The sequence below is a fragment of the Arthrobacter vasquezii genome (genome assembly GCF_029455255.1).
Lineage (GTDB): Bacteria > Actinomycetota > Actinomycetes > Actinomycetales > Micrococcaceae > Arthrobacter_D > Arthrobacter_D parietis.
Genome location: NZ_JAROKN010000004.1, coordinates 45,908 through 72,488, shown reverse-complemented (window position 1 = coordinate 72,488; position 26,581 = coordinate 45,908). Strand labels below are relative to the sequence as shown.

At 63.3% G+C, this 26,581-nt stretch carries 27 protein-coding genes and 1 tRNA gene; 18 read left to right on the top strand and 10 right to left on the bottom strand.

What is annotated here, in order from left to right; translation table 11 throughout:
- Positions 1 to 2 precede the first annotated feature (2 nt).
- The 6 genes from P4U43_RS03175 (at position 3) to P4U43_RS03150 (ending at position 5,776) form a co-directional block, all read left to right on the top strand.
- A complete protein-coding gene (locus P4U43_RS03175; RefSeq protein WP_056544487.1) occupies positions 3 to 431 on the top strand; it encodes a four-helix bundle copper-binding protein in 429 nt (142 codons plus the stop codon).
- Positions 432 to 440: 9 nt separating this feature from the next.
- The gene (locus P4U43_RS03170; protein ID WP_056544484.1) at positions 441 to 1,436 is read left to right on the top strand and encodes a glutathione S-transferase family protein; all 996 of its coding nucleotides are present in this window, start codon (positions 441 to 443) and stop codon (positions 1,434 to 1,436) included.
- Between the two features lie 192 nt (positions 1,437 to 1,628).
- Complete coding sequence (locus P4U43_RS03165; RefSeq protein ID WP_277357401.1) at positions 1,629 to 2,681, top strand: FecCD family ABC transporter permease; 1,053 nt, start codon at positions 1,629 to 1,631, stop codon at positions 2,679 to 2,681.
- Positions 2,678 to 3,745: a FecCD family ABC transporter permease gene (locus tag P4U43_RS03160; protein WP_404800690.1), complete on the top strand. Its 1,068-nt coding sequence runs from the start codon at positions 2,678 to 2,680 to the stop codon at positions 3,743 to 3,745. Before P4U43_RS03165 ends, P4U43_RS03160 begins: the two co-directional genes overlap by 4 nt.
- 1 nt (position 3,746) lies before the next feature.
- Positions 3,747 to 4,634: an ABC transporter ATP-binding protein gene (locus tag P4U43_RS03155; RefSeq protein ID WP_277357400.1), complete on the top strand. Its 888-nt coding sequence runs from the start codon at positions 3,747 to 3,749 to the stop codon at positions 4,632 to 4,634.
- A complete protein-coding gene (locus P4U43_RS03150) occupies positions 4,631 to 5,776 on the top strand; it encodes a siderophore-interacting protein (protein WP_404800689.1) in 1,146 nt (381 codons plus the stop codon). The genes P4U43_RS03155 and P4U43_RS03150 overlap by 4 nt, the downstream gene beginning before the upstream one ends.
- Before the next feature lie 38 nt (positions 5,777 to 5,814).
- On the opposite strand, the gene P4U43_RS03145 is transcribed toward P4U43_RS03150, so the two are convergent.
- On the bottom strand, positions 5,815 to 6,825 hold the full coding sequence (locus tag P4U43_RS03145) for a diacylglycerol/lipid kinase family protein (RefSeq protein ID WP_277357399.1): 1,011 nt from the start codon (positions 6,823 to 6,825) through the stop codon (positions 5,815 to 5,817).
- Positions 6,826 to 6,934: 109 nt separating this feature from the next.
- Here P4U43_RS03145 and P4U43_RS03140 point away from each other — a divergent pair, with 109 nt between their 5' ends.
- The 10 genes from P4U43_RS03140 to P4U43_RS03095 all read left to right on the top strand — a co-directional run bounded on the left by P4U43_RS03140 (position 6,935) and on the right by P4U43_RS03095 (position 15,477).
- Entirely contained in the window at positions 6,935 to 7,195 is a 261-nt protein-coding gene (locus tag P4U43_RS03140; protein WP_277357398.1) for a hypothetical protein, read from the top strand.
- A gap of 5 nt (positions 7,196 to 7,200) precedes the next feature.
- On the top strand, positions 7,201 to 8,004 hold the full coding sequence (locus P4U43_RS03135) for an SGNH/GDSL hydrolase family protein (protein ID WP_277357397.1): 804 nt from the start codon (positions 7,201 to 7,203) through the stop codon (positions 8,002 to 8,004).
- Positions 8,005 to 8,032: 28 nt separating this feature from the next.
- Positions 8,033 to 8,530, top strand: coding sequence for a MarR family winged helix-turn-helix transcriptional regulator (locus tag P4U43_RS03130; RefSeq protein ID WP_056546511.1), 498 nt, complete (start codon positions 8,033 to 8,035; stop codon positions 8,528 to 8,530).
- Positions 8,527 to 9,666: a glucose-1-phosphate adenylyltransferase family protein gene (locus P4U43_RS03125; protein ID WP_277357396.1), complete on the top strand. Its 1,140-nt coding sequence runs from the start codon at positions 8,527 to 8,529 to the stop codon at positions 9,664 to 9,666. Before P4U43_RS03130 ends, P4U43_RS03125 begins: the two co-directional genes overlap by 4 nt.
- Positions 9,667 to 9,918: 252 nt before the next feature.
- Positions 9,919 to 10,155 carry a 50S ribosomal protein L28 gene (gene rpmB / locus P4U43_RS03120; protein WP_026545364.1) on the top strand — a complete coding sequence of 79 codons (237 nt, stop codon included), beginning with the start codon at positions 9,919 to 9,921 and terminating at the stop codon, positions 10,153 to 10,155.
- Complete coding sequence (gene rpmG, locus P4U43_RS03115) at positions 10,155 to 10,322, top strand: 50S ribosomal protein L33 (RefSeq protein ID WP_019481734.1); 168 nt, start codon at positions 10,155 to 10,157, stop codon at positions 10,320 to 10,322. Before rpmB ends, rpmG begins: the two co-directional genes overlap by 1 nt.
- Before the next feature lie 2 nt (positions 10,323 to 10,324).
- Positions 10,325 to 10,630: a 30S ribosomal protein S14 gene (gene rpsN, locus P4U43_RS03110; protein WP_026545363.1), complete on the top strand. Its 306-nt coding sequence runs from the start codon at positions 10,325 to 10,327 to the stop codon at positions 10,628 to 10,630.
- A gap of 258 nt (positions 10,631 to 10,888) precedes the next feature.
- A complete protein-coding gene (locus P4U43_RS03105) occupies positions 10,889 to 11,179 on the top strand; it encodes an HU family DNA-binding protein (protein WP_056544463.1) in 291 nt (96 codons plus the stop codon).
- 126 nt (positions 11,180 to 11,305) lie between these two features.
- On the top strand, positions 11,306 to 13,471 hold the full coding sequence (locus P4U43_RS03100) for a cytochrome c oxidase assembly protein (RefSeq protein WP_404800688.1): 2,166 nt from the start codon (positions 11,306 to 11,308) through the stop codon (positions 13,469 to 13,471).
- Positions 13,468 to 15,477 carry an NHL domain-containing thioredoxin family protein gene (locus tag P4U43_RS03095; RefSeq protein ID WP_277357395.1) on the top strand — a complete coding sequence of 670 codons (2,010 nt, stop codon included), beginning with the start codon at positions 13,468 to 13,470 and terminating at the stop codon, positions 15,475 to 15,477. Before P4U43_RS03100 ends, P4U43_RS03095 begins: the two co-directional genes overlap by 4 nt.
- Here the strand turns inward: P4U43_RS03095 and P4U43_RS03090 are convergent.
- The 8 genes from P4U43_RS03090 to P4U43_RS03055 form a co-directional block, all read right to left on the bottom strand.
- A complete protein-coding gene (locus P4U43_RS03090; RefSeq protein ID WP_277357394.1) occupies positions 15,474 to 16,457 on the bottom strand; it encodes a hypothetical protein in 984 nt (327 codons plus the stop codon). The genes P4U43_RS03095 and P4U43_RS03090 overlap by 4 nt on opposite strands.
- A 31-nt stretch (positions 16,458 to 16,488) precedes the next feature.
- Complete coding sequence (locus P4U43_RS03085; protein ID WP_277357393.1) at positions 16,489 to 18,228, bottom strand: helicase HerA-like domain-containing protein; 1,740 nt, start codon at positions 18,226 to 18,228, stop codon at positions 16,489 to 16,491.
- Positions 18,229 to 18,349: 121 nt separating this feature from the next.
- Complete coding sequence (locus tag P4U43_RS03080; RefSeq protein ID WP_056544454.1) at positions 18,350 to 19,657, bottom strand: ABC transporter ATP-binding protein; 1,308 nt, start codon at positions 19,655 to 19,657, stop codon at positions 18,350 to 18,352.
- A 44-nt stretch (positions 19,658 to 19,701) separates the two neighbouring features.
- A complete protein-coding gene (locus P4U43_RS03075; RefSeq protein WP_056544451.1) occupies positions 19,702 to 20,547 on the bottom strand; it encodes a carbohydrate ABC transporter permease in 846 nt (281 codons plus the stop codon).
- Positions 20,544 to 21,476 (bottom strand): carbohydrate ABC transporter permease, encoded by a 933-nt coding sequence (locus P4U43_RS03070; protein WP_056546506.1) that lies wholly within the window; start codon positions 21,474 to 21,476, stop codon positions 20,544 to 20,546. The genes P4U43_RS03075 and P4U43_RS03070 overlap by 4 nt, the downstream gene beginning before the upstream one ends.
- 29 nt (positions 21,477 to 21,505) lie before the next feature.
- Positions 21,506 to 22,831 (bottom strand): extracellular solute-binding protein, encoded by a 1,326-nt coding sequence (locus P4U43_RS03065; protein WP_277357392.1) that lies wholly within the window; start codon positions 22,829 to 22,831, stop codon positions 21,506 to 21,508.
- A gap of 208 nt (positions 22,832 to 23,039) precedes the next feature.
- Entirely contained in the window at positions 23,040 to 23,468 is a 429-nt protein-coding gene (gene panD, locus P4U43_RS03060) for an aspartate 1-decarboxylase (RefSeq protein ID WP_277357391.1), read from the bottom strand.
- A 111-nt stretch (positions 23,469 to 23,579) separates the two neighbouring features.
- Positions 23,580 to 24,440 (bottom strand): LysR substrate-binding domain-containing protein, encoded by an 861-nt coding sequence (locus P4U43_RS03055; RefSeq protein WP_277357390.1) that lies wholly within the window; start codon positions 24,438 to 24,440, stop codon positions 23,580 to 23,582.
- Positions 24,441 to 24,581: 141 nt separating this feature from the next.
- Here P4U43_RS03055 and P4U43_RS03050 point away from each other — a divergent pair, with 141 nt between their 5' ends.
- Positions 24,582 to 25,934, top strand: coding sequence for an MFS transporter (locus P4U43_RS03050; RefSeq protein ID WP_277357389.1), 1,353 nt, complete (start codon positions 24,582 to 24,584; stop codon positions 25,932 to 25,934).
- 133 nt (positions 25,935 to 26,067) lie between these two features.
- Positions 26,068 to 26,406 (top strand): YnfA family protein, encoded by a 339-nt coding sequence (locus tag P4U43_RS03045; protein WP_277357388.1) that lies wholly within the window; start codon positions 26,068 to 26,070, stop codon positions 26,404 to 26,406.
- A 73-nt stretch (positions 26,407 to 26,479) separates the two neighbouring features.
- On the opposite strand, the gene P4U43_RS03040 is transcribed toward P4U43_RS03045, so the two are convergent.
- Positions 26,480 to 26,553: transfer RNA gene (locus tag P4U43_RS03040), tRNA-Gly, on the bottom strand.
- Positions 26,554 to 26,581 lie beyond the last annotated feature (28 nt).

Here is a 26,581-nt window from a genome sequence, read left to right as displayed (position 1 = left end):
CCATGACGCACATTGCAGACATGATCATCGCCCACCCGCACCCCTCCGGGCATCTGGAGGCCGGAGACCTCGCAATCGCCATTGAGGCATGCCTGGACTGTGTGGCATCCTGCGGCAGCTGTGCAGACGCGTGTCTCGGCGAGGAGGGTATTGCTGACCTTCGGCACTGCATCCGAACGGACCAGGATTGCGCTGACATCTGCCTGGCCACTGCCCGGATGCTCCAGCGCCAGGGTGGCCACCATCCCGCCGTGCTGGCGCCGCTGCTCGAGGCGTGCCTGCAGGCCTGCCGGAACTGCGCCGAGGAATGCGAGCGGCACGCCTCCATGCACGATCACTGCAAGATCTGCGCGGAGGCTTGCCGCCGCTGCGAAGCTGCCTGCTCGACGCTGCTCGAGAAACTGCGCTCCAGCGGCGAATCCAGCCACTAGGGTGGCACCATGAGCGAATCCGAACACAGCACGAAGGGCGCGTACGTGGACTCCGGCAAGGAATTCAAGCGGGATACGGCCTACATCGAAACGCGGATCACACGGGACGGTGCCGACGGTTTTGCGGTGGAACCAGGCCGTTACCGGCTCATCGCCGCCCGCGCCTGCCCCTGGGCCAACCGGGCAATCATCGTGCGCCGGCTCCTCGGGCTCGAGGAAGCTATCTCGCTTGGAACGCCCGGGCCTACGCATGACAAACGCTCCTGGACGTTCGATCTTGATCCGGACGGCAAGGATCCGGTGCTCGGGATCGAGCGGCTCCAGGAGGCGTACTTCAAACGGGACCCGGATTACCCGCGCGGCATTACCGTGCCCGCGATTGTCGATGTCCCTACCGGCGCCGTGGTCACCAATAACTTCCCGCAGATCACCCTGGACTTCTCTACTGAGTGGAAGGAATACCACCGCGAGGGAGCTCCGGAGCTCTACCCGGAGGAGCTGCGTGAAGAGATCGACACCGTCAACAAGCGGGTGTTCACCGAGGTCAACAACGGCGTGTACCGGTGCGGTTTCGCCGGCTCGCAGGAGGCGTATAACGATGCCTATGACCGTCTCTTCGCGGCGCTGGACTGGCTTGAGGAGCGTCTGACCAACCAGCGCTACCTCGTCGGCGATTCAATCACCGAAGCCGATGTGCGGCTCTTCACCACCCTGGTGCGCTTCGACCCTGTCTATCACGGGCACTTCAAGTGCAACCGGAACAAACTGACCGAGATGTCCGCATTGTGGGGATACGCGCGGGACCTCTTCCAGACGCCGGGCTTCGGAGACACCATCGACTTCGAGCAGATCAAGAAGCACTATTACATCGTGCATGAGGACATCAATCCCACGCAGATCGTGCCGAAGGGTCCCTCCCTGGAGAACTGGCACAGCGAGCACCAGCGCGAACGCCTGGGCGGCAGCCCGTTCGGGCGCGGAACCGCGCCGACCGCTGCTCCCTGACAGGAAATTTTGTGCAGCTCTGGTGAGTCCGGCAGCCGTCGGGCTCACCGGAGCTGCACAAAATTTCCGGGTTATGTTTCCAGAAATAGGGAACATAACCGTTTCCTAATCCAGCCGTGCATAGGCTAGCCTTACTTAAGTCCGTTCCGGTGATCGTCCGGCGAATTCAGGTGTTGGCTCAAGGAGGCATGCATGGCACTCGATGCGCCTGCCTCCTCGGCCGTTCTCCCCCCGCAGCGCACATCGAAGCGGCCATCAGCACGTGGCCCGAAGCTCATCGCTGCCATTGTCCTCCTCGTCGTCGCCAGTGCTGCGTCCCTGGCGATCGGAGCCCGGCCGATCAGCATGGAAACCCTGGTCCAGGCACTCACCGCCTTCGACCCTGCCAACGGAGACCACGCCGTGGTGGCCTCCCGCATCCCGCGGACCATCGTGGGCCTGCTCGCCGGAGCCGCGCTCGGACTGGCCGGTGCAGCCATGCAGGGCGTTGCCCGAAACCCCCTCGCTGATCCCGGTATCCTCGGCGTCAACTCCGGCGCAGCGCTCGCCGTCGTGCTCGGCATTTTCGTCTTTGGCGTCACCAACTTCACCGGCTACATCTGGTTCGCCTTCCTCGGCGCCGCAGTTGCCGCGGTCCTCGTCTACGCGATCGCGAGCCTGGGACGCGACGGCGCCACTCCCGTGAAACTGGCCCTCGCCGGTGCAGCGCTCTCCGCGGGCATGGTCTCTCTGCTCAATGCAGTGCTGGTCTCCAGCCAGCAGACCTTCGATACGTTCCGGTTCTGGCAGGTGGGTTCCGTTGCCGGCCGAGGCTGGGACGTTATCGTTCCGGTGCTGCCGTTCCTCGCGTTTGGATTCATACTCACCCTGCTCACCGGCAAGGTCCTGAACAGCCTGTCCCTCGGCGATGACATTGCCCGCGGACTCGGCCAGAACGTCACCCTAGCCCGCGCTCTCACGGCACTCGGCGTCGTCGTACTCTGTGGAGCCGCTACCGCGGCTGCCGGCCCGATCGGCTTCATCGGGCTGGTCATCCCGCACATGGTGCGCTCGTTCACGGGTCCTGACTACCGGTGGATCCTGCCCTTCTCAATGATGCTGGCGCCGGTTCTGCTGTTGTCCGCGGATATCCTTGGCCGCGTCATCCTTCCGCCCGGCGAGGTGCAGGTTGGCATCCTCACGGCTGTCATCGGCGCTCCGGTGTTCATCTGGCTGGTGCGGCGCCGGAAGATGGCCGAGCTATGAGCCTCGCCACCCGCCCCACCCCCACCGCTGAACGTACGGGTAACGAGACTTTGGTTCTCCCGAATCGCCGCCACCTGCGCATCCGGCGCATGGTGAAAATCGGTGCACTGGCATTCCTTGTCGTTGCCCTCAGCGCCGTCACGCTCCTGCTGGGCCGCTACACCGTAACCATCCCCGACTTCTTCCGCATCGTGGCAGGCGCCGACATCCCGGGCGCCAGCTTCATCGTGATGGAGAACCGGATCCCGCGTGTTTTGATCGGCATCATGATCGGCGGCGCCTTCGGGGTGGCCGGTGCGGTGTTCCAGACAATGCTGCGCAACCCGCTCGCCAGCCCGGACATCATCGGGATCAGTTACGGAGCCAGCGCGTCAGCTGTCTTCGCAATCGCGTTCCTCGGTGCTTCCGGCCTGGTGCTGTCCGGTTTCGCGATGGCCGGAGCACTCGCTGTTGCCCTGGCCATCTACTTCCTGTCCCGGCGCGGCGCGGTGGCCGGCTATCGGCTCATTCTGGTGGGTATCGGGTTCTCAGCGGTCCTGCAGTCAGTGGTCAGCTTCCTGCTGACGCGCACCGACATCAGGGTTGCATCAGATGCACTCACGTGGCTCAATGGCTCGCTCAACTCGAGCAACTGGGACCGGGTGACCATACTGTTCCTTGCGTTGGCGGTCCTGACGCCCGCAGTCGTCGTACTGTCCCGTTCGCTGCGCGGGCTGGAACTGGGGGATGACACCGCAGCCGGCCTGGGCGTGAACGTGGAGCGCTCACGGCTGGCCCTCATTGTCACCGGCGTACTTCTGGCGGCGGTTGCGACGGCGGCAGCCGGACCGGTTGCCTTCATCGCGTTCCTCTCCGGGCCGATCGCGCGGCGTTTCCTCGGCGGCTACCGCCCGCTGGTGACTGCCGCGCTGGTCGGGGCCGTGCTTGTCCTCGCGGGAGATTTCCTGGGTGCCAACCTGCTTCCGGGTGTCTCCCTGCCGGTCGGAGTAATTACGGGCGTCCTCGGCGCCCCGTTCCTCCTCTGGCTGCTCGCTACATCCAACCGCTCAGGCCAGGGAGGCTGACATGAGGTTGCACGCTGAAAATCTGACCCTTGCGTATGACAACCGCCGGGTAGTTGAAGACCTGACGGTGGAACTGCCGGCAGGGAAGGTCACCGTCATCGTCGGGGCGAACGCATGCGGCAAGTCCACGCTCCTGCGCGGCCTGGCGCGGCTGCTCAAGCCGGCGGCCGGCACTGTGCTGCTGGACGGCAAGGACATCCATTCGCTCTCCACCCGTTCAGTGGCGAAGACCCTTGGCCTGCTTCCACAGACGCCGATCGCGCCGGACGGCATCGCCGTAGTGGATCTGGTGGGCCGCGGCCGCTACCCCCACCAGGGCTGGTTCCGCCAATGGAACACGGACGACGACGCCGCGGTCGCCTCCGCGCTGCGCGTCACCGACACTATTGAACTGGCTGACCGCAACGTCGACGAGCTGTCCGGCGGTCAACGCCAGCGTGTCTGGATTGCGATGGCGCTGGCGCAGCAGACCGACATCCTGCTGCTTGACGAGCCCACCACCTTCCTCGACGTGGCGCATCAGGTGGAAGTCCTCGACCTCATCACTGACCTGAACCGCAGTGCCGGCACAACGGTCGCCATTGTGCTGCATGACCTCAACCTCGCTGCACGGTACGCGGATCACCTCATCGCAATGAAGGACGGCCGGATTGTTGCCGAGGGACCGCCGTCAGAGGTTGTTACGGAGGCGACCGTGGCGGACGTCTTCGGTCTGGAATCCCGCGTCATTCCGGATCCCGTCTCGGGTACTCCCATGGTGGTGCCCCTGGGGCGGCACCACTCAGCACCGAAAAACGTAACCACAGAAACCACCCGGGATGGCATCGCGGGTTTTTTAGCGAACCCGCAGGACGGGCTACCCGCACTGACAATGGAGGCAGCATCGTGACAGAAGTCAGTACCCGCCGTAACCGCAGCGCGGCGGCACCGTCAAAGACTTCCGCCGGGAATCAGGCGGTCATCCCGGCTGTCCGCGCCTTCAACGTGGTGGTGAACCGCGTGGAGCGCATCAGTTCGAACTTCCGGCGCATCACCTTCGGCGGGGCTTGCCTGTCGGATTTCGGTGTGCAGGGTTCTACCCTGGACCTGCGCATCAAGGTAATGATTCCGCCGGCCAACGGCGAGTGTGCCGATCTGGGGGCCCTTATGGACGGCGAGGGCAGCGGCTGGTACCAGCAGTGGCTGTCCCTTGAGCCGTCAGAACGCGGTGACATGCGCACCTATACGGTCCGTGATTCCCGCTGTGATCAGGAGACTCCCGAGCTGGACGTCGACTTCGTGATGCACTTCGATGCAGCCGGCAACGGCGGACCGGCTTCCCAGTGGGCCGCTGCGGCTGAACCGGGGGACCGGGTGTGGCTGATCGGGCCGAACATCCATGCCGCAAGCTGCTCCACTGCCGGCGCCTACGGAGGTATCGAGTGGCGTCCGGGGCTGGCCCAGAATGTATTGCTTGCAGGCGATGAGACCGCTGTCCCGGCGATCAGCGCCATCCTCGAGTCGCTGCCGAAGGACATCAAGGGTCACGCTTTCCTGGAGGTTCCGCATGGCTCGGACTGCCAGGACATCCAGACCAGGTCCGGGGTAGGCATCAGCTGGCTGGTGCGTGGCGGCAGGCCGCACGGTGAACTGCTCGACGCCGCCGTCCGGCAGGCCGTCAGGGTTCCGGGCTGGGTATCCCTGTCCGCACCGTTCCGCGTCAGCCTCGGAAGTGACACCCCGTCCGGCCAGGCGCTCGCTGCAGCAGCCGGCAGGGCGGGCGGACCGGAGCGTGCAGCCGGGCCGGAACCGGAGGACATCGACGTCGACGTGACCATCCTGTGGGAGACCCCGCAACTCCTGGACGCAGCTGCCCTTGACGGCTCCCTCAACCCGGACAAGCCCTCCGGCGCATTGCCCTTTTACGCGTGGATCGCGGGCGAAGCAGCGGTGGTGCGCGGCCTGCGCCGTTACCTGGTGCGCGACGTCGGCATCGACCGCAAGCAGGTCGCGTTCATGGGCTACTGGCGCCAGGGCAAAGCCGAGGGCTAGTACACACGGGCGCTACCCAAGCCGAGGGCTAAAGCGCCTTACGGCGTCGGGTCGGCGAGGATCGCCGGGTCCTTCTTCCCGTAGGGCATCCGCAGCCTCAGGGAGTTCGGCTCCACCCGGAAAGCCATGTGTGTGCCCTTGCCCAGGGAGTCTCCGTCCAGCTCGATTTCCAGCGGGGTCTCAGACTCCACCTCGGCAGTTTTGCACTGGAAGTACTCGAGTGAGGGGTCCTTGCCCTTTCCACGCGCAAGGAGCTTGCCGAGTACAGCAAACCAGCCTAACTTTCCGCTCGGCGCAATGGTCATGATGTCCAGCAGTCCGTCATTGAGTTTCGCGCCCGGGAAGATTTCCAGCCCGCCCATGATCTTGCCGCAGTTTCCGCCCATGACGCTGCGCAGGCGGCGGGTGACACGCTTGCCGCCGTCAATTGAGATGGAAACCTTGGACGGCTTTCCGGGAAGGTTCCGGATGCCGGCGTCGACATAGGCAAGCCAGCCCACCTTGTCCTTCAGGTCATCCCGGGTATCCGCCATCACCGCCGCGTCAAAGCCCAGCCCGGCCATGACCAGAAAAACGTGCGCGTCCTGAGCCCTGTCGACGTTCACATGCACAACGTCGATCATCCGCTCCGTACCTCCGAGCGCAGCTTCGACGGCTCCACGGGGATCATCGACGTCGATATCGAGGTTGCGTGCAAGGAGGTTGCCGGTGCCCAGCGGCAGCAGGCCAAGTGCCGTCGCGGTGCCTGCCAGCTCTTCCGCCACGCACCGGACGGTGCCATCGCCGCCGGCTGCAATAACGACGTCGACTCCCGCCTTCAGCGCTTCCTGCGCCTGGCCGTGGCCCGGGTCATCCTCGGTGGTCTCCAGGAACAGTGGTTCCGCCCAGCCCTGTTCGAGGCTCAGCTCGGTGACAATCGCCCGGATATCCTCGTCGGTGGGCTTGACTGGATTGAGAATCAGGGCTGCGCGCCTGGTCCGGGATTCCGGCTGGCCTTCGGCTTCAGGAGTGCGCTGCTGTTCAGACTCGGTATCCGGCAAGGAAGTCATAGGTTTTCTCCTGACGAGGGGTTTGTTCCCGAGCTTAGCGTCTGCGCCTGTCACGTGTACGCGCGGCCGCGCGGGACTATGCTGGGTGGGCAAAACAGAAGGAGGAGCCATGACTCAGGACCAGTCCAGCGCAGACGAAGCCAAGGGACAGGAAAACGGCGGGCAGGAGGGCAACCCCTTCGGCGGGTCTCCTACTTTCCCCGACCCTTCGAATACGCGCGCTACGGGCAGCGCCACCGGCTTCAACGGCTCCTATGGGGAGACCGAGCACCACACCCAGCACGAGTACGACGCCGAGCACCAGCAGGGAAGCTCAGAAGCTGATTCCGGAAGCGATGCCAGGAACAGCGGCTCCAGGAAAGAGGACTAAGAGCATTGGGCGAAGAAACCACCTCTTTTACTCACCGTTACGTCGCACTCGGGGATTCGTTCACTGAAGGCGTGGGGGACTGGGACCCACGCAGTCCCAATGGCGTGCGGGGATGGGCTGACCGCGTCGCCGAGCAGCTGATTCTCGCCGACCCGTCCTGGGGCTACGCCAACCTCGCCATCCGCGGCCGCAAGATGCGGCAGATCCTCGGTGAGCAGGTGGATGCGGCGCTTGCGCTCAAGCCCACGCTGGTGACCATCTACGCCGGCGCCAATGACATCCTGCGGCCCTCCATTGATCTCGACGCACTGTTGGCAGAGTACGACGCCGGAATCGCCCGCCTGCGCGCCAGCGGTGCCGCGGTGGTGCTGTTCACGGGGTTCGACTCGTCGAAATCAGCAGTCTTCGCCAAGACCCGGGGCCGGACTGCGATCTACAACGAACTCGTCCGTGAAATCGCTGACCGGCATGATGCCGAGATCGTGGACTACTGGCGGATGCGGGAATTCCAGAACTGGGGGTACTGGGACGTGGACCGAATGCACATGGCCGCAGCCGGCCACACGCTGATGGCAGCCCGGGTTCTGGAAGTCCTGAAAGCCGCACACAGCATCGAGGTTCCCGAGCTTGAAGCGCGGCCTGCAGCAACCCGCCTCGCCCAGCTCCGGACGGACGCGCTCTGGGCCCGCGATTACCTGGGGCCCTGGGTGGGCAGGCGGCTGCGCGGGCAGTCTTCCGGAGACACTGTGACCGTGAAGTATCCCGAGCTGACCCATCCGGTGTGGACAAAGGAAACCACGTCCCCGTGACGGCGGCGCTTCTGAAAGAATGGGAACCATGACAGGCGCGCGCTGGTTGAATCCCGCGGAAAGACAGGCATGGCTTGCCCTCTACGGGGTGGCTACGCTGTTGCCGGGCACGCTGGACGCAGACCTAAACCGCCGTGCCCGGGTGACTCTGTTCGACTATCACGTCCTTGCCATGCTGTCCGAGGCTGAGGAGCGCACACTTCCCATGAGCGAACTCGCGGGCCGTTCCAATGCCTCGCTGTCACGGTTGAGTCATGTGGTCACCAAACTGGAGAACCGCGGTTGGGTGCAGCGGAGCCAAAGCACCCGTGATCTCCGGGTCACCACAGCCACCATCACGGCCGAGGGGCTCACCAACCTGCAGGAACTGGCGCTCGAGCACGTCGAGCACGTCCGCCGGCTGGTCTTCGACGGGCTTGATGAGCGGGATATCGCGGATCTCGAGCGGGTGGGCAAGAAGATCCTCGCGCGGCTCGATGAGACGCATTGGATCCTCAAGCAATCGCAGCCCGTGGGATCGGCATGACGGAGCCGTCTGTCCTGGCCATCATCCTCGCCGGCGGTACCGGCGGGAGGTTGGGTGCGCTGACGGACGGCAAGGCCAAACCCGTGGTTCCGGTGGGCGGAACCTATCGGCTGATCGACATCCCGCTGTCCAACCTCCACCACAGTCACATCTCGGATGTCTGGGTGGTGGAGCAATACCAGCCGAAGTCCATCAACGACCATCTCGCGAACGGCCGTCCCTGGGACCTCGACCGCACCAACGGCGGTCTGCGGGTGTTACCGCCCTTTCAGGGGGACCACGGCGAGGGGTTCGCAGCGGGCAATGCGGACGGCCTCTACCGGCAGGCGGAATTCATCCGCGAGTTCAATCCGGATCTGGTGCTTGTACTCAGTGCAGACCACCTCTACCAGCTCGACTACCGCGACGTGGTGAAAACCCATCAGGAGACCGGTGCTGTCCTCACGATGGTCACCACACAGTTCGACGGCGATGCCTCCCAACATGGTGTAGCGGAGGTGGAGAACGGCAGGGTCACAGGATTCCAGTACAAGCCCGAGGAACCCCGCACCGATGTGGTGGCGGCGGAGATCTTCCTTTATTCCACGGACGTGCTGCTGGACACGCTGGTCGAACTGCACCAGCGCGACGGCGAGCTGAAGGACTACGGTGACCAGCTGATCCCGCATCTGGTGGAACACTCCACCGTCGCCGAGCATCGCCTCGAGTCCTACTGGTTGGACCTCGGCACACCGAAGAACTACCACCGTGCACACATGGACCTGCTCGCTGGGGACGGTCTGGCATTCGATGATCCCGCGTGGCCGATCCTGAGCGCCAGCCCGCGCCGCCTGCCTGCTTTCATCACTGATACCGCGCAGGTGGGATCAAGCCTCATCTCCCCGGGTGCCACTATCTCCGGAACCGTCCGGCACAGCGTGATCGGGCCGGACGCAGTGGTGGAGGAGGGCGCCGTCGTCGAGCATTCGGTGGTGCTGAATGGTGCCCACATTGCCGCCGGTGCGGTGCTGCGCTGGACCATTGTCGATGCCAACGCCCAGCTGGCTCCCGGTCAGAAGCTCGGGGAATCGGACGCGATCACCGTCGTTGACGTCGATGGAAACGCGACGCGCCCGGACGAGTCGGACGGCAGCTGAGGCTCCCGCGATTGGTCTTAAGGCCTGCTCCCTCCTAGAATGGAAGGGCATCAGGTGGCGGAGCGTGCGCAATTGCTCCGGCTGGCGGGAGATTTCTTCTTCCGAAGGCCGGTAGTTAGGGGCTCAGGTTGCGCTCTTATCGCGAACATCCGGCGGTCTTTTGACCGTCATGACGGTGACGTCCCTGAACGCATTCCACGGCAGGTAGAACTGTCTGTTCACCTGCTTTTATTCAACATTTGGAGGATCGTCATGGCAGCTCACTGCCAAGTGACTGGGGCCGAGCCGGGCTTCGGGCACAGCATCTCGCACTCGCACCGGCGCACCAAGCGCAGGTTCGACCCGAACATTCAGAAGAAGCGCTACTGGGTTCCGTCCCTGCGCCGCAATGTAACGCTGCAGGTTTCAGCCCGTGGCATCAAGACCATCGACGTGCGCGGTATTGACGCCGTCGTCGCCGAGATCCAGGCGCGGGGAGTGAAGCTCTAATGGCAAAGGACAAAGACGTACGTCCGATCATCAAGCTGAAGTCCACGGCCGGTACCGGGTACACCTATGTGACCCGCAAGAACCGCCGTAATGACCCGGACCGCATGGTTCTGATGAAGTATGACCCCAAGATCCGCAAGCACGTCGAATTCCGAGAGGAGCGCTAAACATGGCTAAGAAGTCAAAGATTGCTCGTAACGAGCAGCGCAAGGTCATTGTTGAGCGCTACGCTGCCAAGCGCCTCGAGCTCAAGAAGACCCTTGTTGATGAAAACGCAACGGACGAGGCACGTGAGGCCGCACGCCTCGGCCTGCAGAAGCTGCCCCGCAACGCTTCGCCGGTTCGCCTGCGTAACCGCGACCAGATCGACGGACGCCCCCGCGGCACCCTCCAGAAGTTCGGCATCTCGCGTGTTCGCTTCCGTGACATGGCGCACCGCGGCGAACTGCCCGGTGTAACCAAGTCCAGCTGGTAAGCAGCCAGGGCTGAGACTGCCCCGTTGAAGTACAACTCAGGACGGCGACTCCGGTCGCTGTCCTGAGTGCTTTAAGCGGACCGGTACATCCTCAGAGGCCGTCTCGGTGCGTGGAATTGGCCTGAATAAGGCCAAAAACCGGGCAAAAGTCCCCTAATCTGCGGGACTTTGCGATTGAAGCTGGTAGGTTTTCCTCCAGAAGCTTCGCCAGAACGGTGAGGTTCTGAATAATCCGTACGAGGTCCAGGAGGACATACATTGGCTAAGAAAGAGACCAAGAACCGCAGCGAACTGGTGGCCGAGGTAGCAGCGAAGGCTGACACCAGCCAGACTGCCGTGAACAGCGTGCTGGATGCCCTGTTCGACGTTCTCGCTTCCTCCGCCAAGAACGACGTCAAGGTCACCATCCCGGGCTGGTTGGCAGTCGAGCGCACCGAGCGTGCAGCACGCACCGGCCGCAACCCCCAGACGGGTGAAACCATCGAGATTGCAGCAGGCAGCAGCGTCAAGCTCACCGCCGGCTCCAAGCTCAAGGCTGCCGTCAAGTAGTCAGCTGATTCGAGGGCTGTCACCAACCGGTGGCAGCCCTCGCTTCGTTTAACCCTGAGAACAGGCAGTTTCACCGTCCGTGCGCCAAACCACCTTAGTTGGCCGTTGTTCTACTGCGGGTAGACAATGGGAAGCGTGGCCACAACAACGAACCAGTCGAAGCACGGCAGCGCCGGTGCCACCGGTGAGCGAGGCGTCAAGCCGGGCTGGGTGATCGCCGCAGGAGTAACAGTTCTTCTCGCGGTGGTGCTTGCGCTCGCGTTCTCCGGAGCAGCAGCACCACGCCAGTTGAGCGACCCGGGCGTACTCACACGGTGGGGCCTGCCTGTGTCAAAGGCACTCCACAACGTCTCCGTCGCCGCGGTCATCGGCTCCCTTGTCTTCGCGGTGGTGATCCTGCCGCGGCACGTCCGCCGGGGCAGCGGATCCAGCCGTGCGGGCGACCCCCGCGGAAATGATCCCAGCCCGGACGCTGACGAGACTCCCGCTTTCGCCAGGGTCATGGCGCTCGCGTCCTGGGCAGCTGTCGCCTGGACTCTTTCGGCGCTGGCAGTCCTGGTGCTGACCTACTCGGATGCTGCGGGGCTGCCCCTCAGCAGCGATCCCGCGTACACCCAGGGCCTGGCCTCCTACCTGACGGACTTCGACACCGGGCGGGCCTGGCTGTCCACCACCATGATCGCGGCAGTGGTTGCCACCATGACCTTCGGCGCGCGGTCAAGCCTATGGCTTGCACTCACGCTCGTGCTGTCGATCGGCGGCCTGGTTCCCATGGCCCTGATCGGCCACTCAGCGGGCGGCGATGACCACTATGCCGCGATCAACTCCATCGCGCTGCACCTCGTGGGCGTTTGCCTGTGGGTAGGCGGGATCATTGTCCTTGCCGCGATCGGCGGCAAGCTTGGACCCCAGACGACGACGGTGCTGAAGCGCTTCTCCTCGCTTGCCGGCTTCGCCTTCGCGCTGGTCTTCCTCTCGGGCATCATCAACGCGAGCCTGCGCATCGGCAGCCTCTCCCAGCTCGGCTCCGAATGGGGGCTGCTGGTGACCTTCAAGGCGATCGCCACCATTCTCCTCGGTGGTATCGGACTGATGCACCGGCAGTGGATCATTCCGCAGCTGGATACCAACATGTCAGCCCGACGCGTGCTGTGGCAGCTCATCGCCGTCGAGCTTGTGATTATGGGTGCCGTTTCCGGTGTTGCCGTTGCGCTGGCGAGGACGGCGCCGCCGCGCTCCGAAGAATTGCAGCCTGACGCCACCCCTGCGCGCATCCTCACCGGCTACGAGCTGCCTCCGGAGCCGACGCCGATGCGCTGGCTCACCGAGTGGCGCCCCGACTGGCTGTGGATCGCCTTCACCGTCACTGTTGCTGTTGCCTACATTCTGGGCGTGATGAAACTGCACCGCCGCGGTGATTCCTGGCCGGTGCTCCGGCTCGTTTCCTGGTTCATCGGGCTGATCGCGCTGACGTACTTCACCTCCGGAGCTCCCGCCGTGTACGGCATGGTGCTCTTCAGCGCTCACATGATCGACCACATGGCGCTCACCATGGTGGTTCCGCTGTTCCTGGTGATCGGCGCACCCGTCACGCTTGCACTGAAGGCGCTCACACCCCGCGGAGACGGCAGCAGGGGCATCCGTGAATGGATCCTCGTGATCGTCCACTCGAAGTTCTCGGCGCTCGTCACCCATCCGCTGTTCGCAGCGGCGAACTTCGCCGGGTCCATCGTGATCTTCTACTATTCGCCGCTGTTCGGCTTTGCCCTGCGCGAGCATGTGGGCCATGAACTCATGAACCTGCACTTCCTGCTCACCGGGTACATCTTCGTGCTGACGATGATCGGCACAGACCCGATCCCACGCCGTGCACCCTACCCGCTGCGGCTGGTACTCCTTTTCGCCACCATGGCCTTCCACGCTTTCTTCGGTGTTGCACTCACCGGCGGCACCTCGCTGCTGCAGGCGTCCTGGTTCGGAAACATGGGCAGGGAATGGGGGCCGTCGGCGCTTGCGGACCAGCAGATCGGCGGTGCAGTGACCTGGGGCATCGGTGAAATCCCGACTCTCCTCCTGGCGATCGGCGTGGCCGTGATGTGGTCCCGGAGCGATGCTAAGGAGTCGCGGCGCACGGACCGGGCCGCTGATCGGAATAACAATGCCGAGCTGTCGGCTTATAACAACATGTTCGCCTCACTGGCAGAGCGGGACCGCACCGGGTCCTCGAGAGCCAGTGGGCCACACGACCCTCCCGCAGGACAGCGCACAACCCCCACAGGAGACCCTGAATGACCGAAACTTCGCTTCGCGTCGACTACCGCGTTCGCGCTTCAGAACTCGTCGGCCGGAACTGGCTAAACACCGGGGGCAAACAGCTCAAGCTTGAGGATCTGCGCGGGAAGATTGTCCTGCTGGATTTCTGGACCTTCTGCTGCATCAACTGCCTCCATGTGCTCGATGAGCTTCGGCCGCTCGAGGAAAAGTACTCGGATGTTTTCGTCACCGTGGGCGTCCACTCGCCCAAGTTTGAGCATGAGGCGGATCCCGTTGCCCTCGCGGCGGCAGTCGAGCGCTACGAGATTCACCACCCGGTCCTCGATGACCCGGAACTGGACACCTGGCAGGCCTACACCGCCCGCGCCTGGCCCACTCTGGTGGTCATCGATCCGGAAGGTTATATCGTTGCCCACCTGTCCGGCGAGGGGCACGCGGCGGGACTGGAGTCCCTCGTTGAGGAACTGGTGGCCGAGCACGAGGCGAAGGGCACCCTGCACCGCGGCGACGGTCCGTACGTGCCCGCTGAACCGACCGCCGGCAATCTCCGCTTCCCGGGCAAGGTACTTGCACTGCCTGCTACCAACACCTTCCTGGTGGGGGACAGCGGCCACCACCGGCTGGTGGAACTTGAGGCTGATCTCGAGACCGTGCGGCGCACCATCGGCTCCGGCACACGCGGTTTTGCAGACGGCGGTCCGGGCGATGCCCAGTTCAATGAACCGCAGGGCCTTGCCCTCCTTCCGGCACCGATCGCGCGGAAGGTGGGTTACGACGTCGTAATTGCGGACACCGTGAACCACCGGCTGCGCGCGGTGTCGCTTCAAACCGGTACGGTGACCACTATCGCGGGCAACGGTGTCCAGCGACTGCTCGATGCCGGCAACCAGGTCAAGGCCCGCCCGGCGGAGCTGCAGGAGGTCTCCCATGATCTCGGTGGTGACGCCGCTGACATACCGGAGGACGCCGCGCCGCGGCTGGAGGACACGTTCCTCGGTACGGACGCCCTCGCAGTCTCGTTGTCTTCGCCGTGGGATGTCATCTGGTCCACCACCCTGGAACGGGTTGTCGTGGCCATGGCGGGCACCCACCAGATTTTCACGTTCGATCCGCTCACCCACGCCGTGGACATTCTCGCGGGCACCGGGCTTGAGGGCCTGCTGGACGGTGATTCGTCTGCTGCCTGGTTTGCCCAGTCCTCCGGGCTGGCTGAAGATGCGCACGGAAACATCTGGGTCGCTGATTCGGAAACCTCCGCACTGCGGGTCCTGAGCTTCCTGACGGTCAACGGCAGGAGCCGGACGCAGGTGCAGTCGGCCATCGGTACCGGGTTGTTCGACTTCGGGTTCCGCGACGGTGAGGCCGGGCAGGCCCGCCTCCAGCACCCGCTCGGTGTCACCGCCCTTCCGGACGGGTCGGTTGCTATTGCCGACACCTACAACGGGGCTATCCGCCGGTATGATCCGGCAACCCGTGAGGTTTCCACGCTCATGCGCGGATTGGCCGAGCCCTCTGACGTACTTGTTGACCAGGCGCCGCTGGAATCAGGCGGTGAACCGCTGCTCATTGTTGTCGAGGCGAACAAGCACCAGCTCGTGCGGCTTCCGATTCCCAGGGAGGCTCTTGCGGTGGATGAGGGTGCCTCGCAGACGCAGCGGCCCAAAACGGCCGTGGCTGCAGGGGACTTCGGCGTAACAGTCCGGTTCAGTGCGCCGAAGGGCCAGAAGCTCGACGACCGGTGGGGAGATCCGACGCAGCTCAAGATTTCTTCATCGCCGGAGTCCCTCCTGGTGTCAGGTGCGGGGACCGGAGTGGGCCTGACACGTCGTCTGGTGCTCTCCGGTGATGTTCCCGAGGGCGTCCTGCATATCACCGCGCGTGCTGCGGCCTGTGACGGTGAGCCCGGCGGCGACATACCGGACCATGCCGCGTGCCACCTCTACCAGCAGGACTGGGGAATCCCGGTGACCTTCGATTCCACCGGTGAAACCGAACTGACGCTCGATCTGCGGGGGCTGGACTAGTACTCCACCACGGGGGTCACGGTGATGTCCTCGTCGGTAACGGCGAGGCGCGCGGTGAAGCCGAACTCCTGCGGCACGCTGACGGGTTCAATGATGCCCGTAAAGAGGTCCTGCAGGCTCGTCTCCAGCAGCACAGTGCCGGTGAGCGGAGAAATCACCCAGTCGCCGTTGAAGGGTTCAATGCGTACTTCCGGGTATTCCGTGATGGACCAGGTGATGGGCCCGGCTACCCGGTTCCCGGTTTCGAAACCAAACGGGCAGTTGGCCGGTTGGAACACGGTCTGCTTGGCGCACGTGTCGAGGAACGTCTTCAGCTGGGCGGTCACAGCCTCGGTCAGTGCCGGCGTTGCTGCCGTGGCGAGATTCAGGGTGACCGGCGTCTGCTGACGGCCGGTGACGGCGGCTGTCTGGGCCGGCGCAGCGAAGTGTTCGCTTGTGTAGTGGGCTTCCACTTCGGTGGGGTAGAAGGCCGCAAACCGGTTGCGTCCTTCGGGCATCAGCACCCGCGTGCCGTTGAGTGTGGCCTCGTTCTGGTTGATGACCGACACTTCCAGTGTGGGCAGGGTTGAGGGGACAAACTCCCACCGGTTGAAGAACAGCCACTCAGTGCCGGTCTTCTCAAGGAGGAACGTGGTGGTGTGCGCGGTGTCATTGACGGTGTAGGAGACGCCAATTTCAACGCGGTTTTCGCCCGCCGGTTGCGGCGTACCCACCTCGACATTCTCTACACCCTGCGTAGCTCGCTGCAGGGCAGGCCCGTCAAGGAGCGCCGCATTTGCGTCAGGAGCAGTCGCATTCAACAGCCCCAGTGCCCGTTCTCCCTCGCCCTGGCGGAGCGCCTCGAGGTAGCTTTCCACCTGCTGGTGCGGGCCGAACATGTGGGTGTTGACAAGGGTCACCGTGACGATCGCCGCGGCGACCGCGAGCATGAGCCCGAGCAGCCAGGCGGCCAGGACTCGGATCAGGCGGGACGAATGCACCCTCTTACGTTACCCAATGGCGGTGCCGGACCTACCAACGACGACGGCGGCGCCTCCGTTGCGTAGCAAAAAGCCCGCGAACCAGTTCAACACCGATGGTGCCCGCAGTCTTGAGCGCGAAGTCCATCATTTCGTTCTTTTCCTGCTGCTTTTGCCCGGCGGGCGCAGCAGGAGGATGAGCCCGGCCGTTCTCAGGAGCCGGTTGCTCCCGGCGGGTGGTCGGCGGACGGCTACTGGGCCGGCCTAGGATGTCTTCCTCGATCCGGCGTGCCTCGGCATCAATCTCAGCTTGGGAGGGGCGGCCGCGAGGCGGAGTACCGACCGGAGGGGGAGCCGCCGTCGTCCGCGGTTCTGCAGTTCCCGGTTCTGTTGTTCCCGGTTCTGCAGGAATGTTTGTGGACGCCGGTTCGGATGCAGAGAGCTTCTCGAAGGCGGAATGGCTGTCGATGGGTGTGCCGTAGTCCGCCAGGAGCGGCGAGGCTGTCACTATGCTCTCGACTACTCCTGCCGGGGATGGCCCCATGGTGGACTGCGGCGAGAACATCCTCGTCCAAGCTACTGGTGTGGGAGCGCCCTTCTCATTCATGACGGTGACCACAGCCTCGCCGATGCCGGCTGATGTGAGAACTTCTTCGAGGTCGTAAGGGCTGATGGGGAAGGTGGAAACCGTGGATTTGAGGGCCTTCGCGTCATCGGGCGTGAAAGCGCGAAGCGCGTGCTGCACCCGGTTGGCAAGCTGGCCCAGCACCTCCGCGGGCACATCACGCGGTGTCTGGGTGACGAAGAAGATACCGACGCCTTTGGATCGGATCAACCGGACGGTGGTCTGGATGGATTGCAGGAAAGCCTTCGAGGCGCCGTTGAAGAGAAGGTGTGCCTCGTCGAGGAAGAAGACGAGCTTCGGCTTGTCGATGTCCCCAACCTCCGGGAGGTCCGCGAAGAGATCTGCGACCAGCCACATGAGGAAGGTGGAGAACAGTTGCGGTTTCTGCTGCAGCGTGGGCAGTTCCAGGCAACTGATGATTCCGCGCCCTTCGGCATCCGAGCGGAGGAGATCGGCCGTGTCGAATTCCGGCTCACCGAAGAACCGGTCCATGCCCTGGGCTTCAAGGGTGATGAGCTCGCGCAGAATCACTCCCGCGGTCGCTTTCGAGAGACCGCCGAGGTTCTCCAGTGCGTCCTTACCGTCGTCGGAGACGAGGAAGGAGATGACCGCGCGCAGGTCAGCGAGGTTGAACAGCTCGAGGTCTGCCTTGTCGGCGTAATGGAATACGAGCTGCAGACTGGACTCCTGCGTCTCGTTCAGGTCCAGTACCCTGGCCAGGAGCAAGGGGCCGAAGTCGGAGATTGTCGCCCGGATGGGAACACCCACGCCGTCTCCGCCAAGCGAGAAGTACTCTACCGGGAAGCTTTGGGCAGCCCAGGATTGACCAACTGACTGGGTGCGTTTGAGCAGCTTCTCGGCGCCAGTGCCCGGGGTCGATAGCCCGGTGAGATCTCCCTTGATGTCAGCGAGGAAGACCGGAACGCCGTGGGCGCTCAGCTGTTCGGCGATGACCTGCAGTGTGATGGTCTTGCCGGTCCCGGTGGCGCCGGATACCAGCCCGTGGCGATTCATCATGGCCAACGGCAGCCGGACGGCGGCTTCCGCATGCACATCGCTGTCGACGATTGCCGCACCCAGTTGGATGGACGGCTCATCGAACGTGTAGCCGGCCCTAATCTGTTCGAGGTGCTGGGCCGGGGTGTGCTTTGCCTCTTTGCTCGCCATGATGCTCAGCGTACAACCCGCCGCGGGCCAGGAAGGCCGTGCGGCGGGTTGTCTTCAGTCGGTGTCGGTGTCGGTGTCGATCGGATCCGTGCCGATGCCGGGTTGCGCTTCAGTCCCCGTATCAGCTCGCAGCCGCGTGGCTGCCGCCGCTCCTTCCGGTGACAGCGCTCTGCTCGTGCTGGGCACTCTCGGCCTGACGGGCGTTCTCGATCTCTTCGGCCCGTTCCTCACTCGCTTCCGCGGTCAGCGCTGCTCCCGCCTCGGCATCGCGGGTCAGATTCTCGCCGGTCTCAGCGTCAAACAGATGCAGCTTGCGGGTATCCAACCAGATTTCCGACTCGCGGCCGCCACGGATGCGGCTTGCGGCGTCGAGGGTGACCACAACCTGCGGCCGCAGCTCGTCGGCATCCATCTCGCGTGCGAGGTTATTCAGGAGTTCGCGTACTTCGGGGGCGGGATCGAAATTGATGTAGCCATACTGCTCATTACCGAGCCACTCCGTATGGGTGAGAGTTGCCGTGAACGTGGAACCGTGCGGCTTCTTCGCCTCATCCACGAGCTTGGCGTCCTCAAAGAACTCCGGACGGACGCCCACAAGGACCACCTTGCGGCCTTCTGCCTTCGCTGCGCGGTCCGCAGGAATATCCAACGCACCGAGCGCGGTCTGGAGTTTGCCGCCTTCGATGGTGGCCGGAAGGAAGTTCATCGATGGGGAGCCAATGAACCCTGCAACAAAGAGATTGACGGGCTGTTCGTACAGTTCCCGAGGCGAGGCGATCTGCTGGAGCTCACCCTTCTTCAGGACAGCCACGCGGTCCCCGAGGGTCATGGCTTCGGTCTGGTCATGGGTGACGTAGACCGATGTGGTTCCCAGCCGCCGCTGCATCTGCGAAATCTCGGAGCGCATCTGCCCGCGAAGCTTGGCGTCGAGGTTGGAGAGCGGCTCGTCGAACAGGAACGCATCTGCCTGCCGGACGATGGCCCTGCCCATGGCAACGCGCTGCCGCTGGCCGCCGGAGAGGTTGGCGGGCTTGCGCTGCAGATGATCGGTCAGTTCGAGGGTTTCGGCTGCCCCGGTCACCAGACGGTCCACCTCTTCCTCGCTGTGCTTGCCCTTGGCGAGGCGCAGCGGGAAAGCGATGTTCTCATACACCGTCAGGTGCGGATAGAGCGCGTAGTTCTGGAACACCATGGCCAGGTTCCGGTCACGGGGAGCCTTCGAATTGACCCGTTCGTCATTGATGTAGAGATCGCCGGACGTGATGTCCTCGAGCCCTACGATCATGCGCAGCAGGGTTGACTTGCCGCAGCCCGAAGGGCCAACGAGGATGATGAATTCGCCGTCCTCGATGTCGATACTGATGTCATTGACGGCGGGAAACCCGTCCCCATACTTCTTGACGAGGTTCTTCAGCCTTATCGAAGCCATGTTCTGGTTCCTCTTCTTTCAGTTGCTCAAGATGTGTTTGGTACTCAACCCTTGACTGCGCCCTGGGTCAGGCCTGAGACGATCTGCCGCTGGAACAGCAGGACCAGCAGCACAACCGGAATGGTCACGATGATTGCCGCCGCGGAGATCGCGCCGGTGGGGGACTCGAACTGCGAGGCCCCGGTGAAAAACGCAAGCGCCGCGGGCACGGGGCGCGCTGCTTCCGTCGAGGTCAGCGATATGCCATACACGAAGTCGTTCCACGCGATGAAGAAGGCGATGATCGCCGTCGTAAAGACGCCGGGTGCGGCGAGCGGAACAATTGCCTTGCGGAACGCTTGCCAGGTCGTGGCGCCGTCCACCTGTGCGGCTTGCTCCAGTTCCCAGGGGATCTGGCGGAAGAAGGCCGCCAGCGTCCAGATGGAAATCGGGAGCGTGAGTGACAGGTAGGGGATGATCAGCCCGAGCCAGGTGTCATACAGACCGATGTTCCGCCACAGGTTGAACAGCGGGGTGACGATCGAGATGACCGGGAAGATTGAGACTGCCAGCGCCGTCGTCAGGATGAGTTTCTTGCCGGGGAAGTCAAGACGCGCAATGGCGTAGGCGCACAGTGTGGCCAGCACAACTGCGATGAAGGTTGCAATCAGCGAGATTCCGATCGAATTCCGCAGCGCGGAGAGGAAGAGTCCCTGAGCGTCTCCCACCAGAATCTGTTCGTAATTGTCCAGTGTGGCCAAGCCCGGCGTGGGAAGGAAGTTCCCGTTGGTCAGATCCCCGGGTGCCTTGAACGAGGTAGCGAAGATCGATGCCACGGGAAACAAGGCATAGATGAGAACTGCAATCGAGATAATCGTCCAGATGAGCTTTTCGCGGCCAGTCGACTTCATCGCTTTCCTCCTGTTGATCCGCTCAGGTCCACCTTGAATACCTTGATCGCAATGAAGCTGATCAGCAGGACACAGGCGAACAGGAGTACTGACACAGCTGATCCGAGGCCAATCTCCAACCTACTGATGGAGGTTCGGTAGGCGAGGAGGGAAAGCACCTCGGTTCCGTACTGGCCGTTTGTCATGATGAACACGTTGTCGAATATTCGGAACGCGTCCAGCGCCCGGAAGAGGACGGCAACCATGATGGCCGCCTTCATATTCGGGATGATGACCTTGCGCATCTGCTCCCACCAGGTGGCGCCGTCAACTTTGGCGGCTTCCGTCAGTTCATCAGGCACCTGCGCCAGTCCGGCCAACAGGAGGAGGGAGATGAACGGTGTGGTCTTCCAGATCTCCGAGGCCATGATGACCGGCAGAGCCGTGCTGGCCTGTGCAAACCAGTTCAGGTCCTGATCGATGCCCGGTACCCAGTCAAACCACGAGTTCACATATCCGGAACTGATGTCGAATGCGTAGAACCACGCGTAGGCCGAGACCACGGTGATGATTCCGTAGGGCACCAGGATGGCGGTACGGAGCCAACCCCGGACGGCTTTCAGCGCCCGGTGCATCACCAGGGCAAGGGCAAAGCCGAGGACAAGTTCGACGGCGACCGTCACCACCGTGATCAGTGAGGTGACTGCCAGATCCCGCCACCACACGGGATCACCCAGGATGGTCACGTAGTTCTGCAGGAAGATGAACTCGCGCTCGTCGGGAGCCGTCAACCGGAAGGCATACAGCGAATCGAAGAACGCCTGGATGATCGGGTAGAGGGTGACCGCCAGCATGATGATGAAGGCAGGACCGGCGAGTAACCACCCCAGGCGTCGCTCAGCCTTTGCCCGGTCGCTGTAATCGTTGTGAGGGCCGTCGTCGGACTTCATGGCCCGCGGGTTCTTGGTGATTGCGCTGGTCACAGCAGCCTCTCCCCTCTCAGCACGGCGGTAATGAATTCCGCCGATTCCTCCGGAGTGGTTTCCGGCTCCACTTCATCCGGCGGTGTCCAGGTCTGCTGGAGGCCGGTGGAAATTTCGTTGTAGAACGGGGTCTGCGGCCGCGGTGCTGCGAGTTCCAGTGACTGGCGGATGGTCTCAGCCATGGGGAACTGTTCCTCGATCCGGGGATCCTCGTAGGATTCCGAGTTGGACGGCGGGTTGCCGTTGGTCAGGAAGTACTCGGTCTGGTTCTCGGGCTGAACGATGCATTCGATCGCCTTGTACGCCAGTTCAGGGTTGTCACTGTCCGCCCCGACGCCGAGGTTGATTCCGCCCAGCGGGGGAGCAGTTTCCTGGTCCTCGTAAACCCGTGGGTATAGCGCCCACCCGATGTCATCGAGCACTGCCTGATCAAGCGAGCCTCCCTCTACTGCGGACTGCGTGGCAGGCCAGACGAAGGGGTAGTTGACCATGAAGGAACCGGACTCGCCCTGGAAGAGGTTCAGTGAAGTGTTCTCGGTGGATGTTGCCAGCCCCGGTCCGCCCAGCTCCTGATCGCCGATTGTCCCGATGATGCGGGCAGCCTCACGCGCTGCCTCACTGACAAGGCCCAACTCAATCTCATCTGCGGGTGCTTCCGGAGTTTCGAGGATGGTTCCACCGGCTGACTCGATGAGGGAGTTGATCCATACGGTCATCGATTCGGCCTGTGAGCCCTGGACGCCAAGTTCCACGTCCAGCTCAGCGGCAACGTCCATCAGCTGGTCCCAGGTGACCGGCTGCGACATGTCGAGACCGGCTTCCTCAGCGACGGACTCGCGGTACCAGAGGATCTGCGTATTGGCCCAGAACGGAACCGTTACCAGCTCATCCTTGTACATTGCTCCCTGCAGTGCGCCTTCCAACGTGTTTTCGGTGGTGCGCTCAGCGACCCCTTCGGGTACGGGAGCGAGGAACGTTGCCAGCTCAGGGACGAACGGTGGGTCGATGCTCATGATGTCCAGGGAGTCATCATTCGCGGCCAGCCGGCGTGCCAGTTGCTCGCGCTGGGCAGCCGCATCATTGGGCAGTAGCGAGGTTTCGATCCGGTATTCACCGTTTGCCTGTTCAGTACAGCGCTCCGCAATCGCGGCCTGTCCGCCGGCGTCCGGGTTGATATACCAGGTGAGCGTGGGGACGCCTGATTCCGCTGGTCCGCATCCACTGAGGAGAAGTGAAGCAAGCCCGAGCGTGGTTGCCGCAACGGCACCCGAACGCCTCCGTATCCGCTTTTTCTGCTGCTTGATCCTGCGATTTCCCGGCATGCGTACCTCGCCTCCACCTCGAGTCTGGTCCGCTCCGATCCTGAGAACCTGTGCCGGTCAAAGGAAAGAAAGCAGCCTTGCCTTTCTGACACTAAGCCCTCAGGGACAAATTCGCTAGGATCCGTTGCCAAGCCGATATCGAAGCGTAAAAACAAAGGTGGTCCCGCAGATTCTGCGGGACCACTGGAAGCGCTTTGAGAAAGGAGACCTAGAGCAGCGCGGCGTTATTCAGGGCGAAGGGGGGTCGCTGCAAGCCCTCGGTAAGCCCTTCGGCAGGGTCATTGCCCAGTTCGATAATCCGGTTGGTTGTATCCACGTGCACGATGGTGGGCACATAGGAGTGTGCCTCTTCGGTGGTCATCGCTGCGTAAGTGATGAGAATAACCGTGTCCCCCTCATGCACCAGATGGGCCGCCGGCCCGTTGATACCGAGGACGCCGGAACCGCGTTCTCCGGCAATGGTGTAAGTCTCCAGACGTGCACCGTTGGTGACGTCCACAATGGACACCATCTCACCGGGCAGGATGTCTGCTGCTTCCAGCAGGTCAAGGTCAACAGTGACAGAACCCACGTAGTGAAGATCCGCGTGGGTGACCGTAGCGCGGTGGATCTTGGACTTGAACATTGTGCGATTCATCGCCTCAAGTCTACGCTGGCCCGCGTTTCGCTGCGATGTGGCCTTGAGCACGCTCAGCCGGCCCCGGGGCTGGCCCCGGGGCTGGCCCCGGCACTGGCCATGCGGCCGTGGTCAGGAGTCCGTCGGTTTACGCAGCGCACGGCCGAGGATGGCGGTGCTCAACGTCTCGACAAGCTCCTGGTTTGCCAGCGGGTTACTCAGCAGTGTGAAGTCCACGTCACCCAGCGGAGGCAGATCGAAGCGGTTGGTCACCTGGACGAGGTCATCGGGGATGAGGGACTGAGGAAAAACGGCCAGCCCGATTCCCGCGCGTGCGGCCGCCAGCACGCCGTTGATTTCCCGGGTATTGCACGTGATCCGCCAGGTCCTGCCCGCCTGCTCTAGTGCTTCGATCGCCATTTGCCGGCTGAGGCTGGGCGCCTGGTAGGCAATCAGCGGGACCGGGGCGCCGTCGTCGAGCGTTGTCTTGGCATGACCCGCCCACACAAGGCGGTCACGCTGCACCAGGGTGCCCTCACCCGTACCGGCCATGTACTTGATGAGGATCAGGTCCAGTTGACCGGCACGCAGGCGGCGCAGCAGCGGCGGGCTTTGCGACACCGTCAGTTCAAGGTTGATCTGTGGGTAGAGCTGACGGAAGTGCCGGAGGATCCGGGGAAGCTGGGTGATGGCGAGGTCATCGGCAACCCCAAAGCGCAGCCGTCCGCGCATGGCGGACCCAGAGAAGTAGGTGAGCGCCTGTTCCTGGGCCGCCAGTATGGTTCTCGCGAACCCGGCCATCGCATCGCCGTTGTCGGTGAGACGGACTTCCCGGGTATCCCGCGCGATGAGCATCCGGCCGGCGGCCTTTTCAAGCTTCCGGACATGCTGGCTGACAGTCGGCTGGCTCAGCCCGAGCCGGGTTGCGGCTCCCGTGAAACTGCGGGTCTCAGCGACGGCCAGGAAGGATTTGAGTTGGATGGAGTCGTACACGGGCTACCCTTCGTCCAGCCATTACGTTTCTCAATAGTACTTATAAGCTCAATCACCATTCCTAATAGGAGGGTGGCTGGTTAGCGTTGAAGGGGTACTGACCGCTCCAATCCCTATCCCACCAAGTTCAGGAAAGTTCCCTTGGCACCCCCACCCCCCTCCGCACCGGCCGGAGACCCCACACTGACCGCCCCGATTCCCGTCACCTCGCAGCGCCCAGCCTGGCGCGACACGTTCATCTCGCTTCGCATCCCCAACTTCCGCCTGTTCGCAATCTCCCACCTCATCGCCGTCGTAGCTGTCTGGATGCAGCGCATTGCACAGGACTGGATGGTCCTCGAGCTGTCGGGATCCGTGGCAGCCGTTGGCGTGACTGTTGCGCTGCAGTTCGCTCCCATGCTGGTTCTCGGGCCTTGGGGAGGAGTGGTGGCGGACCGCTATTCCAAACGCACCCTCCTCATCATTTCGCAGAGTGTTGCGGCACTCATGGCGGCAGCCATGGCGGTGCTGGCGCTCTCGGGTCTGATCGAGGTGTGGCACGTCTACCTCATTGCCTTTGTCCTCGGCCTGGTGACTGTGGTGGACGCTCCCGCGCGTCAGGTCTTCGTCAATGACCTCGTTGGGCCAATCCACCTGCGAAATGCCATCAGCCTCAACTCGTCGATCTTCCAACTCGGCGCCATGGTGGGTCCGGCAATCAGTGGGTTGCTCATTGTTGCCGTTGGAGGCGGGTGGGCGTTCGCGATCAACGCGATTGCCTGCTGCTACACAGTGCTGACGCTGGCCCGGCTGCGTACTGACCAACTCAACGCGACGGCGCCGGCACCCCGCGCGAAGGGGCAGTTGCGTGCGGGTGCACGGTACCTCCTCGACAAGCCGGCTATTTTCTGGACCACGGTCTGCGCCGCCTTCGTGGCCGTCTTTGCGCTCAGCACACCGGTGCTTCTGGCAGCTTTTGCCGACAGCGTCTTCGAATCGGGGGCGGGCGGCTACGGCCTGCTCAATACCGCCCTGGCCAGCGGCTCGCTGGTCGGTGCTCTCGCGTCCACCCGCCGAACAACGCTGCGGCTGCGCGGGGTGCTTGGCGGAATGACGGCGTTTGGAGGGTTCATGGTGATCGCCGCGTATGTGCCTAGCCAACTCGTATTCACCATGCTGATGTTCTGTGCAGGAATCGGCTGCCTGTGGTTTGTCACGGGAGCCAACCAGCTGGTTCAGACATCCACCAACCTGGCCATCCGCGGACGCGTGATGAGCCTCTACATGATGGTGCTCATCGGCGGGCAGGCACTCGGTGGTCCCATGATCGGGTGGCTTGCGGAGAACATCGGTGCACAGCCCACCATGGTGATTGCCGGAGGTGTTCCCGTTCTGGCGGCGGGAGGCATCGCCGTCGTGCTTGCCCGTCGCGGCCAGTTGACTGTTCGCTTTCGCTGGACATCAGCGCACGATGAACGACGCCGGTTGGTTGCGATTGTGCCGAAGGTTTCGTAGCCGGACGGCTGGCTTGTGCGCGCGCCCAGAACGTGGCTGGGAAATAGCAGCGCAGGGAGACAACGTCGCAGGGACATTGCGGCGCAGCTAGATAGCAGAGCAGTAAATTGCAACGCAGCGAAATAATGGGGTCATGAGCATCCTTCTCGTCATTGTCCTTTTTGCCGTCGCAGCGGTGGCCGAGATCGGGGGAGCGTGGCTCGTGTGGCAGAGCGTGCGGGAAGGCCAGCCGTGGTGGTGGGCAGGTTTGGGGGTCATGGCCCTCGGTGCTTACGGCTTCGTTGCGACTCTGCAGCCTGATGCTCACTTCGGCCGGATCCTTGCCGCGTATGGCGGCGTCTTCGTTGTGGGATCACTTGCGTGGGGTATGGCCTTTGACGGTTTCCGGCCTGACCTCTGGGATTTGATCGGAAGCGCCGTCTGCCTCGCGGGCGTTGCGGTAATCATGTTTGGGCCGCGCTCTACAAGCTGACCGTTGTACCTCGGAGGCGCGGGTCCAACTTTGGAGCGGCCGGTTTCACGTGAAGAGCGTACGGTTTTACCTATGGAGCGGGCGACGGGAATCGAACCCGCGTATCGAGCTTGGGAAGCTAGCGCTCTACCATTGAGCTACGCCCGCATGCGGCCGAAACCGCTCCATAAACACT

What these genes read in the sequence shown, in the direction of transcription:
- P4U43_RS03085 (WP_277357393.1), bottom strand. Translation starts at nt 18,228, where the DNA reads ATGGCGAGCAAAGAGGCAAAGCACACCCCGGCCCAGCACCTCGAACAG.
- P4U43_RS03175 (WP_056544487.1), top strand. Translation starts at nt 3, where the DNA reads ATGACGCACATTGCAGACATGATCATCGCCCACCCGCACCCCTCCGGG.
- P4U43_RS03125 (WP_277357396.1), top strand. Translation starts at nt 8,527, where the DNA reads ATGACGGAGCCGTCTGTCCTGGCCATCATCCTCGCCGGCGGTACCGGC.
- P4U43_RS03130 (WP_056546511.1), top strand. Translation starts at nt 8,033, where the DNA reads ATGACAGGCGCGCGCTGGTTGAATCCCGCGGAAAGACAGGCATGGCTT.
- rpsN (WP_026545363.1), top strand. Translation starts at nt 10,325, where the DNA reads ATGGCTAAGAAGTCAAAGATTGCTCGTAACGAGCAGCGCAAGGTCATT.
- P4U43_RS03100 (WP_404800688.1), top strand. Translation starts at nt 11,306, where the DNA reads ATGGGAAGCGTGGCCACAACAACGAACCAGTCGAAGCACGGCAGCGCC.
- P4U43_RS03080 (WP_056544454.1), bottom strand. Translation starts at nt 19,657, where the DNA reads ATGGCTTCGATAAGGCTGAAGAACCTCGTCAAGAAGTATGGGGACGGG.
- P4U43_RS03145 (WP_277357399.1), bottom strand. Translation starts at nt 6,825, where the DNA reads ATGACTTCCTTGCCGGATACCGAGTCTGAACAGCAGCGCACTCCTGAA.
- rpmB (WP_026545364.1), top strand. Translation starts at nt 9,919, where the DNA reads ATGGCAGCTCACTGCCAAGTGACTGGGGCCGAGCCGGGCTTCGGGCAC.
- P4U43_RS03075 (WP_056544451.1), bottom strand. Translation starts at nt 20,547, where the DNA reads ATGAAGTCGACTGGCCGCGAAAAGCTCATCTGGACGATTATCTCGATT.
- P4U43_RS03140 (WP_277357398.1), top strand. Translation starts at nt 6,935, where the DNA reads ATGACTCAGGACCAGTCCAGCGCAGACGAAGCCAAGGGACAGGAAAAC.
- P4U43_RS03095 (WP_277357395.1), top strand. Translation starts at nt 13,468, where the DNA reads ATGACCGAAACTTCGCTTCGCGTCGACTACCGCGTTCGCGCTTCAGAA.
- P4U43_RS03070 (WP_056546506.1), bottom strand. Translation starts at nt 21,476, where the DNA reads ATGAAGTCCGACGACGGCCCTCACAACGATTACAGCGACCGGGCAAAG.
- P4U43_RS03165 (WP_277357401.1), top strand. Translation starts at nt 1,629, where the DNA reads ATGGCACTCGATGCGCCTGCCTCCTCGGCCGTTCTCCCCCCGCAGCGC.
- P4U43_RS03045 (WP_277357388.1), top strand. Translation starts at nt 26,068, where the DNA reads ATGAGCATCCTTCTCGTCATTGTCCTTTTTGCCGTCGCAGCGGTGGCC.
- panD (WP_277357391.1), bottom strand. Translation starts at nt 23,468, where the DNA reads ATGAATCGCACAATGTTCAAGTCCAAGATCCACCGCGCTACGGTCACC.
- P4U43_RS03065 (WP_277357392.1), bottom strand. Translation starts at nt 22,831, where the DNA reads ATGCCGGGAAATCGCAGGATCAAGCAGCAGAAAAAGCGGATACGGAGG.
- P4U43_RS03160 (WP_404800690.1), top strand. Translation starts at nt 2,678, where the DNA reads ATGAGCCTCGCCACCCGCCCCACCCCCACCGCTGAACGTACGGGTAAC.
- P4U43_RS03170 (WP_056544484.1), top strand. Translation starts at nt 441, where the DNA reads ATGAGCGAATCCGAACACAGCACGAAGGGCGCGTACGTGGACTCCGGC.
- rpmG (WP_019481734.1), top strand. Translation starts at nt 10,155, where the DNA reads ATGGCAAAGGACAAAGACGTACGTCCGATCATCAAGCTGAAGTCCACG.
- P4U43_RS03155 (WP_277357400.1), top strand. Translation starts at nt 3,747, where the DNA reads ATGAGGTTGCACGCTGAAAATCTGACCCTTGCGTATGACAACCGCCGG.